The sequence below is a fragment of the Psychroflexus sp. S27 genome (assembly GCF_002810405.1).
In the GTDB taxonomy this organism is placed as follows: Bacteria; Bacteroidota; Bacteroidia; order Flavobacteriales; family Flavobacteriaceae; genus Psychroflexus; species Psychroflexus halocasei_A.
In genome coordinates, this window is sequence record NZ_NEXQ01000022.1 from 47,774 (window position 1) to 60,523 (window position 12,750).

Below are 12,750 nucleotides of genomic sequence, written 5' to 3' on the forward strand. Positions count from 1 at the left end.
ATAAAAAAATTAGCTTTGGTAGTCCGAAATAAAAATAATGAGTAGTCCAGTTAAAGTCAGCTTTGAATCTTTTATAAAAATAGATCGCCGAAAAAAAGAAGCAGTTTATATGCAGATTGTCTATCAATTTATTAATGCCGTCAAAAGCAAGCTATTAGAAAATGATGACCGACTCCCTGGAAGCAGAAAGATTGCCGAAGAGCTGCAAGTTCATCGTAAAACGATAATAGCTGCTTTAGAGGAGTTACAAGAACAAGGTTGGGTAAAAACGCGACCTAATATTGGGACATTTGTAAAAAACCCAGAAATTTCATCAGTTGAATCAAAAAAAGTCAATGCTTTTCAGCAACCGCCAACAATTGCTCCCTTTCAATTTAGGAAAGAATTCATTTTAGACACACCTTTAGACAAACACCTAGAAAAGCTTTATTTTACGGATGGAACAGCAGACTATCGTGTTATTAACTCTGAAGAATTGGTTCGTTTTTACAGCTCAGTACTTCGCAGAAAAAAAAACGCTAAAACATTACCTATTACGAATGATGGTCAATTATTTTTCAGAGACCAATTGAGTTATTATCTGAATTTGACCAGAGGCTTTCATCTGTCTAGAAATTTTCTATTACCTGTGACTGGTTTGGAACAAATTCATTCTATATTATCACGTTTGCTCATCAGTTTAGGAGATGTAGTTTTAGTAGAAGAATTCAGTTATTTTTTACCCAATATGATTTTTAATCAGGCGGGAGCTCAAATGAAAACTGTGCCTGTTGATTCTGAAGGAATGGATATTGACTTTATTAAAAATAACTTTAAACCCGGGGAGATACGCTTGATATATATCAACACAAAATGCCAATATCCCACAACAGTCAGTCTTTCAGAGAATCGAAAAATACAATTACTGGAATTAGCTGAAGACTACAATTTTATTGTGATTGAGAATGATACCGATTTTGAATTTTCACTTATAAAAAATAAAAAAGAATCCTTATTCAGCAAGAATGGAGGAAAGCGCGTTATTTATGTGGGGACTTTCGGAAGATTTTTAAGCCCAGGTTTTCAAATGAACTTTCTAATTGCTCCAACGGACCTTTTAGAAGAAGCCTCTAAATATTTAAATATTTTTGGTAAACCAGATTTAATGATGGAAAAGGCTTTGGGAGAACTTATTCATCAAGGAGATATTCATCGCTATCAAAGAAAGTCTAAAAAAGTAATTACTGAACGAAAAGAATTCTTTGCCAATTTACTTCAAACGCACTTAAAAGATCAAATTACATTTAGCACTCCAGATTCAGGTTTGGCGTTTTGGATTCGGTTTAAAAACTTTTTCTCACTAACGCAACTTCAAAAAACGGCAAGAAAAAAAGAACTATTAATACCAAGTGTTTGTCTTTATCAAAACAAAAAAACAATTGCTTTACGACTTGGTTTTGCTCACCTTAATCCACAAGAAATGGAAACTTCTGTTGAGATACTTTCCCAAGCGTATTGGGAAGTTATCGATGAATTTTCAAGTTAAAATCGTTTAGATAAAAAAAGTCTTTTTTATTATATTTTGAATGATTTTTTTTGATAAAACTTTCTAGGAAACTAAATTAATTATAGTTGTAATGTCCAATGATTTTGAAATCAAATAAGCAATCTTCGATCACTTGACCTGCGCCGATATTATGAACAATTAAAGGTCTTTTTCCGTCACTAGATTTCAAATCAACCACGACACCAATGTGAGTCATTCCGTTGCTTAATCTCCATGCCACAACATCTCCAGGTTTATAATCATCGGGATTATTCGTGATTGGTAATTCAGTATTCATTCTTTTGAAAAACCTCATCAAATTCGGTACTCTTCTATGATCAATATTTTTATCAGTTGTGTTGAGTCCCCAAATTTGAGGATAATCCTTAAAATTAGCCTTCATATCTTCATGAACTAATTTCTGTAAGTCAATATTCATTTGACGATAAACTCTGATGATAACATCAGTGCAAACACCTTTACCTTCTGGCACATCACCATTTGGATAGTCTATTGAAAAGTAACTTGGATCGTATATTACCTCTTCATCAATGAGCTCAATCGCATGATCAGATAAAGTTTTTGTTGAGTTTTCAGTTTGAGAATATATAACAACTGAAAACGTGAAAATTATAAATAGAAATAACGCTTTCATATCTATAAAACGAAATATCAAATAAAGAATTGCATAGTAAGGCTAAATTTCAGAAAACTCATAATCATAATATTTCGTTAGATATGATTTCAATTGTACAAAGTATTTTATTTTTAGGATTAAATGTCAATTCGTTAATTGATTTTAATAATAATATAAAGTGAAAAAATCTTATAAGACAATAGCTATCGTTGGCTTTATCTCTAAAGGCTTTATCTATTTAGTTATTGGTTTTTTATCATTATTAGCTGCATTACAATTAGGTGGTGAAAGTTCTGGAACCAATCAAGCTTTGGCTTTTTTAAAAAGTCAACCTTTTGGACAAGTTATGCTTTTGCTTCTTGGTGCTGGCCTTCTATGTTATTCTGTATGGATGTTTTTACAAAGTATCAAAGACCCTGAAAATAGAGGCTCAAACAGAAATGCGAAACTACGTCGATTTAGTCTTTTCACCACAGGTTTAGTTTATACAGCCGTTGCTGTTATGGCTTTTTACCATTTATTGACGAGTTCTTACAAGGGTGATTCTCAAACGAAATATATGAGTTTTATAGATCCGACTGTATTATCTTATATTTTTATTGGAATTGGAATCGTTCTCTTAGTACAAGGAATTATTCTTATTATTGGTGCTTTTAAAGGTGGTTTGTTAGACCAGTTTAATTTAGAAGGGCAAAAACATCATAAAATCATCAGATCGGTTGGAAGGTTTGGATTTTATGCGCGAGCGTTTGTTGTGCTTATTATCGCTTATTTCTTTTTACGTGCTGGTATTTATACTGGCAACCATGACATCAAAGGCATGCAAGATGCTTTTGCCTTTATGGATCAATCAACATTTGGCAGAGTGTTGATGGCAATTACAGCAATAGGATTTATTTCTTATGGTGCATTTTTTGTTTTCCTGACAAGATTTAGAAGTTTTGAAGAGAATTAGCTTTCATCATTTGAATTTTAATTCATCGCTAAAAATGCAAATTTAGAGAAAAAATTGTCAAAAGTTTCACTAAGTTTTTTTGATGAATACAAGGCTAAAATTAAAGGAAGATATTTATTGTTGGGGATTGAGAATTTTCAAAACCTCATTCACTTTTTCTTCAGTATAGCTGTTCACCTTTTTGTGGTTTGGCATCCAGCCTTTCATAAATCTCATAAAATCGGCAACAGCAAAAGGATGCAACTTTCTCCACTCCTGCTCTAATTTTTCATATTCTTCAAGACTCATAGAGTTTAAACAAAGATTTTTAAGCACATCAAAATAAAAATTCAGAATCTCTTTTTCATATTTCTGACACTCTTCCGAAGTTAAACAACTCCCTATTAAATAGGCTACATCTTTCATCCCACAACCACCGCCGACATATTGAAAATCGACTGCAGCCACTTGTTTTTCGTTTTGTGAAAAACAAAAATTTGCTACTTTGGCATCACCATGAACAAGAGTTTGGTATTGACAGTTATTAAGTAAATCATCAATGCGCTTAGCTTTATCCTTTAAAGGAGAAAGCTCCATTTTATTAAATTCCTCAGGTCGAGTCGCCAAATGCCAATAAGTCCCAATTTTCCAGAGTCCGTTTGGTGATTTGTTTAAAAATGTAGCGTGAAAATGAGCAAGCCAACGCAAACAAAGTTTTACTTCAGTTAGTTGTAAATACTCCTTTCGCAAAGGAAAAAAATGATCCAAATCCTCCAAGACAATCCACTGTTTTTGTTCTTGCGATAACGATCCTAAAAATTGTGGCGTCCGACAATCGACTGAGCAATTTTTGTTAAAATTTTTATACCAATTTGTTTCTACTTTGTATGATTTCACTTTTCGTTGATGCGAAATATCGGTATTCCAACCTCTCGGATGCGTTTTGACTTTTTCTAATCTAATCTGTTTCACCACAACAGATCCATATGCTGATCCGTATAACTGAAATCGAGAAATCTTCCCATATCCACTCCATAAAGATTGTATAACCTCAGTTTCTTGACAATCTTTTGCTTTCAATAGCTTTTGTAAATATGATTTGAATTCAGGGTGCATTGATCCCATATAGTTTTGAAAAACAAACTTAAATAAATAAGTGAAAGTTCTCTACAAACAACTGCTTGTAAGCTAAAATATAAACTTTATTCTTGATCTACTTCCCGATGCAGAAATTTGCAAAGATATTACCCAAGAGCTCATCATTTGTGACTTCACCTGTGATTTCTCCGAAATGATAAAGCGCTTGACGTAAGTCAATAGCCAATAAATCTGTGGTTAAACCTTGGTTTAAACCTTTCTGAACTTCATTGATTTCTTTAAGTGCGGCTTGTAATGAAGCATAATGTCTCGCATTGGTTACAATCGCATCTTGAGATTGTAAAGCGCCTGTATCTACAAGTGATGTCAACTTTTCCTTTAAATCTTCAATGCCTTGTTTCTCTTTTGCTGAAATAAAATGAATGTCATCAAATTCTAACTGTAAAACTTCTTTTTGATCTCCAGTTAACCCATCAAGTTTATTGGCAATGACCAAAATAGGTTTATGTGAAAATTCTGATTTCAACTTCTCAATTTCAGTTTTTAAACTATCCAGGCTTGGTGTTTCTGAATCATTATTAAATAATGACGGGCTGTCAATTAAGCGTAAAACAATTTGAGATTGTTCTATTTTTTCAAAGGTTTTCTTGATTCCTAAACCTTCAATTTTATCATCAGTCACACGGATGCCTGCTGTATCAATAAATCTAAAACCTATGCCGTTAATCGATATCTCGTCTTCAATACTATCTCTTGTTGTCCCTGCGATATCACTGACAATGGCTCTTTCTTCATTTAAAAAAGCATTTAATAAGGTTGATTTCCCCACATTAGGCTCACCAACAATTGCAACAGGAATTCCCTTCTTCAAAACATTCCCAACCGCAAAAGAATCAATGAGATATTGAAGTGTTTTCTGAATTTTTAAGATTAAATTCTGAAATTGCTCTCTATTGGCAAACTCAACATCTTCTTCAGAAAAATCGAGTTCAAGCTCTATTAAAGAAGCAAAATCAAGTAATTCTTGCCTTAATTCTTTGAGTTGATTTGAAAATCCGCCACGCATTTGCTGCATTGCCATTTGGTGTGAAGCTGCGTTATCACTCGCAATCAAATCAGCAACGGCTTCAGCCTGACTCAAGTCCATTTTTCCATTAAGAAAAGCTCTCATGGTAAATTCGCCAGCATTGGCAACGCGACAACCTTTTTGAACTAATAACTGTATGACTTCATTTAAGATAAAGTAACTGCCATGACATGAAATTTCGACACTTGGTTCACCAGTGTAGGAGCGTTGACCTTTAAAAACTGTGACTAAAGCTTCATCAATTACGCGATCACCATCTTTGATTAATCCTAGTTGTACTGAATGCGAAGCTTGATCAAGAAGTGATTTTCGTGAACGACTAAAAAAAATAGAATTGCAATAGTCAATTGCGTTTAATCCGCTAACTCTAATGATACCTATCGCTCCGCTTCCTGATGGTGTTGCTAATGCAACAATTGTGTCTTGAATTGTCATGCTGCAAAGTTACAGACATATATTGAATTTATAAAAAAACTGAAAATTCTTATTTAGCATCTTATAAAGTAGGTCATCTTGCCTTGAATTTATTTCAATAATTCAGGAAATTTAGCTTTAAATCTTTCAAAACGAGGATTAGAGACATTTAAAATATAAGGATTATTGGGATGCTTCTTTTTATAATCTTGATGATAATCTTCACCTCTCCAAAATTTCTGAAATGGCATCACTTCAGCAGCAATAGGCTTGTCGTATTCTTTTTGTAATGCTTCAATTTTATTTTGAATAATGTCTTTCTGTTTCTGGTTTTGATAAAAAATAATTGAGCGATACTGCGAGCCAATATCTGGGCCTTGACCATTTTTTTGAGTCACATTTTGAGAACCAAAGTAAACATCGACTAAGGTTTCAAAATCGATAAGTTCAGGATCATAAATAATTTCTACAGCCTCAGCATGACCAGTTGTGCCAGTGTTACTCAACTCATAAGTTGGGTTTTCTGTATGCCCGCCAGCATAACCTGATATTGATTCTTTAACGCCTTTTACACTTTCATAAACTGCTTCAACGCACCAAAAGCATCCGCTTGCAAAATAAGCTTTTTTATAGCCTTCATTTGTTTCAGAAACTTCAATTGGTTCTTTGTCATAAAGCACTTTTTGTTTTGAGTTTTGATTTTGCGCAGAATTATTCTGGCAACTCATTAGCATAAGACCAAAAACTGCAATAAATATATTTTTCATCATTTAGATATTTTTAATGGATAATATTTCTAAGTTTGTGACTTTATAATTTTAAATAAAGTATAAATTTAAGCATTGCTTTTGAAGTTTTAAATTAACACTCTGTAACAAAGTCTTAAATTTAAAGTCTAACTATTGAAACAAATTAAACACTTATATTAATAATCAATACTATGGAAGTACATCAAAAAGCGCAGCGTGAAGACACACAAATTATCATGTTTACGCATTTATCTCAGCTCCTCAACTTATTTACAGGTTTTGGTGGTTTAATTGCACCACTCATTATTTGGTTGGTTAAAAAAGATGAAATCATTAACCTTGATGAGGAAGGAAAGAAAGTTTTAAACTTTCAAATCACCATGCTTATTGCAGCAATAGTAGCAATTCCTTTGACCTTAATCTTGATCGGTTTTGTTATTATATTTGCAGTCGGACTTTTAACTTTAATATTTCCAATTATCAATGCGGTTAAAGCTAATAAAGGTGAATCAACAAGTTATCCGCTTTCATTTAAATTTCTAAAATAACTCAAAAGAGTTTTTATCTTTAATTGAAAAACAACAAAGTATAAAAAAAGCCGTATCGAACTCGATACGGCTTTTTTGTCAATGTATCATAACTCTCTTACGAGTTGCTCAGCATTACTGGCATCACAAGCATCGTGATTGTTTCTCCTTCTTCGAGTCCATCAACTGGCGTTAAAATACCAGCACGATTTGGTAAACTCATTCGTAACTGAACTTGATCAGCGGTTAAATTCCCTAACATTTCGATTAAGAATTTTGAGTTAAACCCAATCTCGATATCGTCACCTTGGTAATCACAAGTTAAACGTTCTTTAGCTCGATTAGAGTAATCAACATCTTCTGCTGAAATATGAAGCTCAGAACCAGCGATTTTTAATCTGATCTGGTGTGTTGTTTTATTTGAGAAAATAGAAACACGTTTTACAGAATTCAAAAACTGTGATTTATCAACCACCAATACATTCGGGTTTTCTTGCGGAATCACAGCTTCGTAGTTTGGGTATTTCCCATCAACCAAACGACAAGTTAACTGAATGTCTTCAAAAATAAACTTTGCGTTAGATTCGTTATATTCAATTTTAACGTCATTTTCTTCACCTTGTAATGTGTTTCTGAGTATCGTTAAAGGTTTTTTAGGCATGATGAATTCAGTAGCTTTTTCAACTACCTTGTCAGCTCTATGGTACTTTACAAGTTTATGTGCATCTGTGCCAACAAAAGTAGTTCCTTGCTCGTTCATCTGAAAAAGAACACCGTTCATCACAGGACGCAAATCGTCATTACCTGTTGCAAAAAGTGTCTTATGAATTGCTGTCGCTAAGATATCACCTTGAATATCTGTCGTCATCGCGTCTTCAACCTCAATTTCGTTAGGGTAATCCTCAGCATCTGCGTAAGCAATTTCGTATTTACCCTGATCAGAACTGATCTCTAAAGTATTGTTTTCATTCACAACAAATGTTAAGGGTTGCTCAGGAAAAGTTTTGAGTGTATCTAAAATTAACTTTGCAGGGACAGCAATACTACCTTCATCAGTTGTTTCAATCTCTAAAGTTGAGGTGATTGTTGTCTCCAAGTCAGAGGCTGTCATACTTAATTTTCCACTGCTAATTTCAAACAAGAAATTATCTAAAATTGGTAAAGTATTGTTGTTATTGAGCACACCGCCTAGAAGTTGTAGCTTTTTAAGCATATGGCTACTCGAGACTATAAATTTCATAGGATTCAAAATTAATTTAATACAAATATATTTTATATATCAGATTATTAAAAGCAATTTCTGTTTATTTTAATTTTCATGTCACAAAAATCAATACTTGACCTCATCTCATAAAAAAAAGCTGTCCAACTCACTCGGACAGCTCAAACCTCACTTCACATTAAAGTTTTAATATTTTTTTATAGGCCGGGATAAAATAAAGGTGGTGTATCAGCATTGATAGAAGCACTCACACTTTTAAGTGATTCTTCATTAAAAGATGAATCCATAAATTGTCCGTTAAGCTTGAGTTTGACTTTTGCAGTCGCAACATTATTTCCATTAAGCGGCCCGTGAGAAGCGTGGAGAACCTCAATCTGACCGCTAACGGAAAAATACATTCCATTATCTAAATGCGATATATAAGCTCCTGAACTATCATCAGCATCACTGTTAATAGCTGTAACAATCTCACCGTTTATTTCGATAAGTGTAAGATTCATAATATGATTACCTGACGAACTACTTCCATTAACAATATAAACACCTGACACACCATCAACTTCAGTATCTTCAGGGTCTGTCGAATAAACAGCATAAGCCATATCTTCAGGTGCGCTTGTGTAAGACCCTACGCCATCAATATTGTATTCGTAACTTCCATAACCATCGTTACCTCCTGGATCAGGATTTCCTGAATCATCATCACTGCTACATGAGAAGGTAAAGAAGGCGAGAACAAATGCTGATAGGATAATGTTTAAATTTTTCATAGTATATTATGTGTTTAAATATTAGTTATTTATTTTAAAAAAACAGCAGCACAATAATCTGATTTTAGTGGATTTCTGATTTATAAAATTTTCGCAACTATTATAATAATAGAATTAATTTCATGACTAATAATCTTCAGATCAAGATGCTGCTGCACCTAAAAATTGTCTTTAAAGTTGGTAAGAAAAATTAGTTCTAAATCGACTCACACAACTCCACAAATATCTGAAAATCAATAGATTTAAATTTACAAAATGTATAAACGCATACAAATAATGTATATCTGGATGAAATTGCTTTATGCCTTGTATTTTGACGAGCGTCAAACCTTTGTAAACTCAACTCAATTTACATTTAACTAAATCCTTATCAAGATTTAAAAATTAACTTTGTATAGCTGTAAGACTTCATTTATATTTACGAAAATTCTTAGTATAATGAAATATTTAAGCCTTTTGTTCGCGTTTTTATCTTTGACTTCTTGTCAAGAAAATCAAAAAAAAGATTCTGAACAAAAACAAGTTGAAACATCAAGTCAGGTTGAAACTCAAAAAAAACCCATTTTACATTCAATAGCAGAAGCTCACGGCATCAAAAATTGGGATGAAATCAATTCTTTAGAATACACTTTTAATATTGATAGAGGAGGAAATCACATGGAACGCTCATGGATTTGGAATCCAAAAACTGGCGAGGTCCAAATGATGATTGATGATCAAAAGACAAAGTTCAACACCAATAATGTTGATGACGATTTAGCTGAAGCACATCAAAAATTTATCAATGATAAATACTGGTTACTTTTCCCTTTTCAACTTGTCTGGGATGATGGATTTTCTCACGAAATTAATGAAAACATCAAAGCGCCAATAAGTGGTGATGAAAGTACACAAGTCACAATTCAATACAACAAAAATGATGGCTACACACCTGGTGACAAATACAAGCTTTATATTGATAAGTCTCACCAAATTCAAGAATGGGGTTATTATCCTGGCGGACAAGATGAACCTGCTACTGAAACTACTTGGGAAGATTACACAACTCAAAAAGGTTTAAAAATTTCGCAAATGCATCAAAATAAAGATGCCTCATTTAAGCTCTATTTTACAGATTTAAAAATAAATTAATGATTTACGAAAACTCACTTCAATTCGCTGAAAAATTAGATCAGAATGATTCTTTAAAACATTTCAGAAACGAATTTTATATCCCTCAAAAAGAAAATGGTGAAGATAAAATTTACCTCTGCGGAAATTCTTTAGGCTTACAAGCAAAACAAACGCAAAATTACATACAAAAAGAACTCAAGGATTGGGCAAAACTCGGTGTTGACGGTCACACAGATGCTGAACATGCATGGAAACCTTATCACGAATTTCTCACAAATTCAATGTCAAAAATTGTAGGTGCAAAACCTGAAGAAGTTGTTATCATGAATACCTTAACAACCAATTTGCATCTGATGATGGTTTCGTTTTATCAACCAACACATAAAAGACATAAAATCATCATTGAAAGCGATGCTTTCCCTTCTGATAAATATGCTGTAGAATCACAGATTAAACACCATGGTTTTGACCCTTCAGATTCTCTTTTGCTTTGGCAGCCTAGAGAAGGTGAAAATCTCTGTCGTTATGAAGATTTAGAAAAAATATTAGACGACAATAAAGACGAAGTTGCTTTGGTGATGATCGGTAGCACAAATTACTACTCTGGTCAATCTTTTAATCTCAAAAAAATCACAGAACTCGGACATCAACATAATGCAAAAGTTGGTTTTGATTTAGCGCATGGCGCAGGAAATATACAACCAAACCTCCACGAAAGCAATGCAGATTTCGCCGTGTGGTGTACTTACAAATATCTGAATTCAGGCCCAGGAAGTTTGGGCGGTTGTTTTGTTCATGAACGCCATGCTAATAACCCTGAACTTAACAGATTTGCTGGCTGGTGGGGACATGACAAAGCCACGCGTTTTAATATGCGTAAAGACTTTTCTCCAATTCCTGGTGCTGAAGGTTGGCAACTCAGTAATCCACCAATTTTATCAATGGCAGCCATTCGCGCATCACTAGATATTTTTGAAAAAGCTGGTTTTGAAAATCTTAGAAAAAAATCGGTTCAACTCACTGGATTTTTAGAATTTTTAGTCAAAGAACTCAATAATGATAAAATCAATATCATTACACCCGAAAATCCTGAAGAACGTGGTTGTCAATTGTCATTTCAAATCAAAGATGCCGATAAATCACTTTTTGAAAAACTGACTGAAGCTGGAGTTGTCGCTGATTGGCGTGAACCAGATGTCATTCGTATTGCACCAACACCACTCTACAATTCATTTCAAGATGTTTACAATTTTATACAAATTCTAAAAAAACTGCTTAATGAAAAATAGAGAACACTTACTCATTATCGGTGCTGGCCTTTGTGGTTCATTACTAGCTTTGAGAATGGCGCAACATGGTTACAAAATTACTTTGGTTGAAAAAAGACCAGATTTAAGAAAAGAAAAATTATCGGCAGGTCGTTCTATTAACCTTGCTTTTTCTGATCGAGCTTACAAAGCCTTTCAATTGGTTGGTCTTCATGAAAAAGTTGCAGAACTTTTTATTCCAATGCATGGCCGAATGCTTCACAGCCCTGATAGCGAAACATTTTTATCTAAATATAGCGGCCGTGATAATGAATATATCAACTCTATTTCAAGAACGGATCTAAATGCACTCTTGCTGAATGAAGTCGAAAAATTTGATAATGTTAATATCATTTTTAGCCATTCATGTCAACATCTCGATTTAGAAAATTCAATAGGCGTTTTCTTTGATGAAAAAAATCAACAAGAAATCAATCTAAAAGCAGATTATATTTTTGGAACTGATGGTGCCGGATCTGCAGTAAGGCAAAGTATGCAAGCACAAAAAGACTTTTTATTCAGTCATTCACAAGAATTCCTAACGCATGCTTATAAAGAATTGCGCTTTCCGCCTAATAAAAATAATGATTACGCTATCGAGAAAAATGCTTTACACATTTGGCCAAGAGGTGAAAATATGTTGATAGCCTTACCTAACCCAGACCAGAGCTTTACAGTGACCTTATTTTTAGCTTATGAAGGCGGCGAGTATAACTTCAATAATCTCACAAACCCTGAAATTGTTGAGGAGTACTTCAGAAAAGTTTACCCTGATGCTTATGAGATTTTACCCAATTTAAAAACAGAGTTTTTCGAGAACCCAACCTCACCACTTGGCACAGTCAAGTGCTCACCTTGGTATTATAATAAATCAATTTTGATGGGTGATGCCGCACATGCTATAGTTCCTTTTTATGGGCAAGGTATGAATGCTTCTTTTGAAGATGTTTTTGTTTTTGATGAATGTCTTCACGACCAGAATTTTGATCTTGACAAAACATTTGTTAGCTTTTCAAAAAAGAGAAAAGAAGATGCTGATGCCATTGCAAATTTAGCACTTGACAATTTCTATGAGATGAAGTCGCATACTGCTCAAGATTTATTTTTAAGAAAAAGAAAGATTGAATTGGCTTTGGAAAAGGAATTTCCTGAGGCTTATGCTTCTAAATATTCTCTGGTAACCTTTAAAGAAGAGATACCTTATAAAGAAGCCATGGAAAAAGGCCGTGCACAAGATAAAGCCATTTTGAGTTTATTAAAACACGAAAAGCTTAATGAACATCAAAGTTTAGAAGAGCAATTAAAATTGATAAATAAAACAACACAACAACTCCGTGAAGGAGATTTTTTATTAGAAAATTAAAATA

At 33.5% G+C, this 12,750-nt stretch carries 12 protein-coding genes; 6 read left to right on the forward strand and 6 right to left on the reverse strand.

Features of this window, described 5'->3' with window-relative positions; genetic code table 11:
* The first annotated feature begins 37 nt into the window (after nucleotides 1–37).
* A complete protein-coding gene (locus CAP47_RS05845; RefSeq protein ID WP_100775791.1) occupies nucleotides 38–1,525 on the forward strand; it encodes a PLP-dependent aminotransferase family protein in 1,488 nt (495 codons plus the stop codon).
* A 76-nt stretch (nucleotides 1,526–1,601) separates the two neighbouring features.
* Here the strand turns inward: CAP47_RS05845 and CAP47_RS05850 are convergent, their stop codons facing one another.
* A complete protein-coding gene (locus tag CAP47_RS05850) occupies nucleotides 1,602–2,180 on the reverse strand; it encodes a DUF1287 domain-containing protein (protein ID WP_100775792.1) in 579 nt (192 codons plus the stop codon).
* A gap of 160 nt (nucleotides 2,181–2,340) precedes the next feature.
* Here CAP47_RS05850 and CAP47_RS05855 point away from each other — a divergent pair, with 160 nt between their 5' ends.
* On the forward strand, nucleotides 2,341–3,117 hold the full coding sequence (locus CAP47_RS05855) for a DUF1206 domain-containing protein (RefSeq protein ID WP_100775793.1): 777 nt from the start codon (nucleotides 2,341–2,343) through the stop codon (nucleotides 3,115–3,117).
* Between the two features lie 114 nt (nucleotides 3,118–3,231).
* On the opposite strand, the gene CAP47_RS05860 is transcribed toward CAP47_RS05855, so the two are convergent.
* The 3 genes from CAP47_RS05860 to msrA form a co-directional block, all read right to left on the reverse strand.
* Nucleotides 3,232–4,221 (reverse strand): oxidoreductase family protein, encoded by a 990-nt coding sequence (locus CAP47_RS05860; RefSeq protein WP_238140974.1) that lies wholly within the window; start codon nucleotides 4,219–4,221, stop codon nucleotides 3,232–3,234.
* Nucleotides 4,222–4,309: 88 nt separating this feature from the next.
* Nucleotides 4,310–5,716, reverse strand: coding sequence for a tRNA uridine-5-carboxymethylaminomethyl(34) synthesis GTPase MnmE (gene mnmE, locus CAP47_RS05865; protein WP_100775795.1), 1,407 nt, complete (start codon nucleotides 5,714–5,716; stop codon nucleotides 4,310–4,312).
* A gap of 89 nt (nucleotides 5,717–5,805) precedes the next feature.
* Entirely contained in the window at nucleotides 5,806–6,462 is a 657-nt protein-coding gene (gene msrA, locus CAP47_RS05870; protein WP_100775880.1) for a peptide-methionine (S)-S-oxide reductase MsrA, read from the reverse strand.
* 173 nt (nucleotides 6,463–6,635) lie between these two features.
* On the opposite strand from msrA, the gene CAP47_RS05875 reads away from it, so the two are divergent.
* The gene (locus CAP47_RS05875; RefSeq protein ID WP_100775796.1) at nucleotides 6,636–6,992 is read left to right on the forward strand and encodes a DUF4870 domain-containing protein; all 357 of its coding nucleotides are present in this window, start codon (nucleotides 6,636–6,638) and stop codon (nucleotides 6,990–6,992) included.
* Nucleotides 6,993–7,089: 97 nt separating this feature from the next.
* On the opposite strand, the gene dnaN is transcribed toward CAP47_RS05875, so the two are convergent.
* Both dnaN and CAP47_RS05885 read right to left on the reverse strand, forming a co-directional pair.
* The gene (gene dnaN / locus CAP47_RS05880; RefSeq protein ID WP_093244162.1) at nucleotides 7,090–8,211 is read right to left on the reverse strand and encodes a DNA polymerase III subunit beta; all 1,122 of its coding nucleotides are present in this window, start codon (nucleotides 8,209–8,211) and stop codon (nucleotides 7,090–7,092) included.
* A gap of 179 nt (nucleotides 8,212–8,390) precedes the next feature.
* Nucleotides 8,391–8,963: a hypothetical protein gene (locus CAP47_RS05885; RefSeq protein WP_100775797.1), complete on the reverse strand. Its 573-nt coding sequence runs from the start codon at nucleotides 8,961–8,963 to the stop codon at nucleotides 8,391–8,393.
* A 438-nt stretch (nucleotides 8,964–9,401) separates the two neighbouring features.
* On the opposite strand from CAP47_RS05885, the gene CAP47_RS05890 reads away from it, so the two are divergent.
* The 3 genes from CAP47_RS05890 to CAP47_RS05900 are packed head-to-tail and all read left to right on the forward strand — an operon-like array spanning nucleotide 9,402 to nucleotide 12,746.
* Nucleotides 9,402–10,094: a hypothetical protein gene (locus tag CAP47_RS05890; RefSeq protein ID WP_100775798.1), complete on the forward strand. Its 693-nt coding sequence runs from the start codon at nucleotides 9,402–9,404 to the stop codon at nucleotides 10,092–10,094.
* The gene (gene kynU, locus CAP47_RS05895) at nucleotides 10,094–11,365 is read left to right on the forward strand and encodes a kynureninase (protein ID WP_100775799.1); all 1,272 of its coding nucleotides are present in this window, start codon (nucleotides 10,094–10,096) and stop codon (nucleotides 11,363–11,365) included. Before CAP47_RS05890 ends, kynU begins: the two co-directional genes overlap by 1 nt.
* A complete protein-coding gene (locus CAP47_RS05900; RefSeq protein ID WP_100775800.1) occupies nucleotides 11,355–12,746 on the forward strand; it encodes an FAD-dependent oxidoreductase in 1,392 nt (463 codons plus the stop codon). Before kynU ends, CAP47_RS05900 begins: the two co-directional genes overlap by 11 nt.
* Nucleotides 12,747–12,750: the final 4 nt, after the last annotated feature.

Coding starts and splice junctions, on each gene's coding strand:
- CAP47_RS05845 (WP_100775791.1), top strand. CDS start 38: ATGAGTAGTCCAGTTAAAGTCAGCTTTGAATCTTTTATAAAAATAGAT.
- CAP47_RS05850 (WP_100775792.1), bottom strand. CDS start 2,180: ATGAAAGCGTTATTTCTATTTATAATTTTCACGTTTTCAGTTGTTATA.
- CAP47_RS05860 (WP_238140974.1), bottom strand. CDS start 4,221: ATGGGATCAATGCACCCTGAATTCAAATCATATTTACAAAAGCTATTG.
- mnmE (WP_100775795.1), bottom strand. CDS start 5,716: ATGACAATTCAAGACACAATTGTTGCATTAGCAACACCATCAGGAAGC.
- msrA (WP_100775880.1), bottom strand. CDS start 6,462: ATGAAAAATATATTTATTGCAGTTTTTGGTCTTATGCTAATGAGTTGC.
- CAP47_RS05875 (WP_100775796.1), top strand. CDS start 6,636: ATGGAAGTACATCAAAAAGCGCAGCGTGAAGACACACAAATTATCATG.
- dnaN (WP_093244162.1), bottom strand. CDS start 8,211: ATGAAATTTATAGTCTCGAGTAGCCATATGCTTAAAAAGCTACAACTT.
- CAP47_RS05885 (WP_100775797.1), bottom strand. CDS start 8,963: ATGAAAAATTTAAACATTATCCTATCAGCATTTGTTCTCGCCTTCTTT.
- CAP47_RS05890 (WP_100775798.1), top strand. CDS start 9,402: ATGAAATATTTAAGCCTTTTGTTCGCGTTTTTATCTTTGACTTCTTGT.
- kynU (WP_100775799.1), top strand. CDS start 10,094: ATGATTTACGAAAACTCACTTCAATTCGCTGAAAAATTAGATCAGAAT.
- CAP47_RS05900 (WP_100775800.1), top strand. CDS start 11,355: ATGAAAAATAGAGAACACTTACTCATTATCGGTGCTGGCCTTTGTGGT.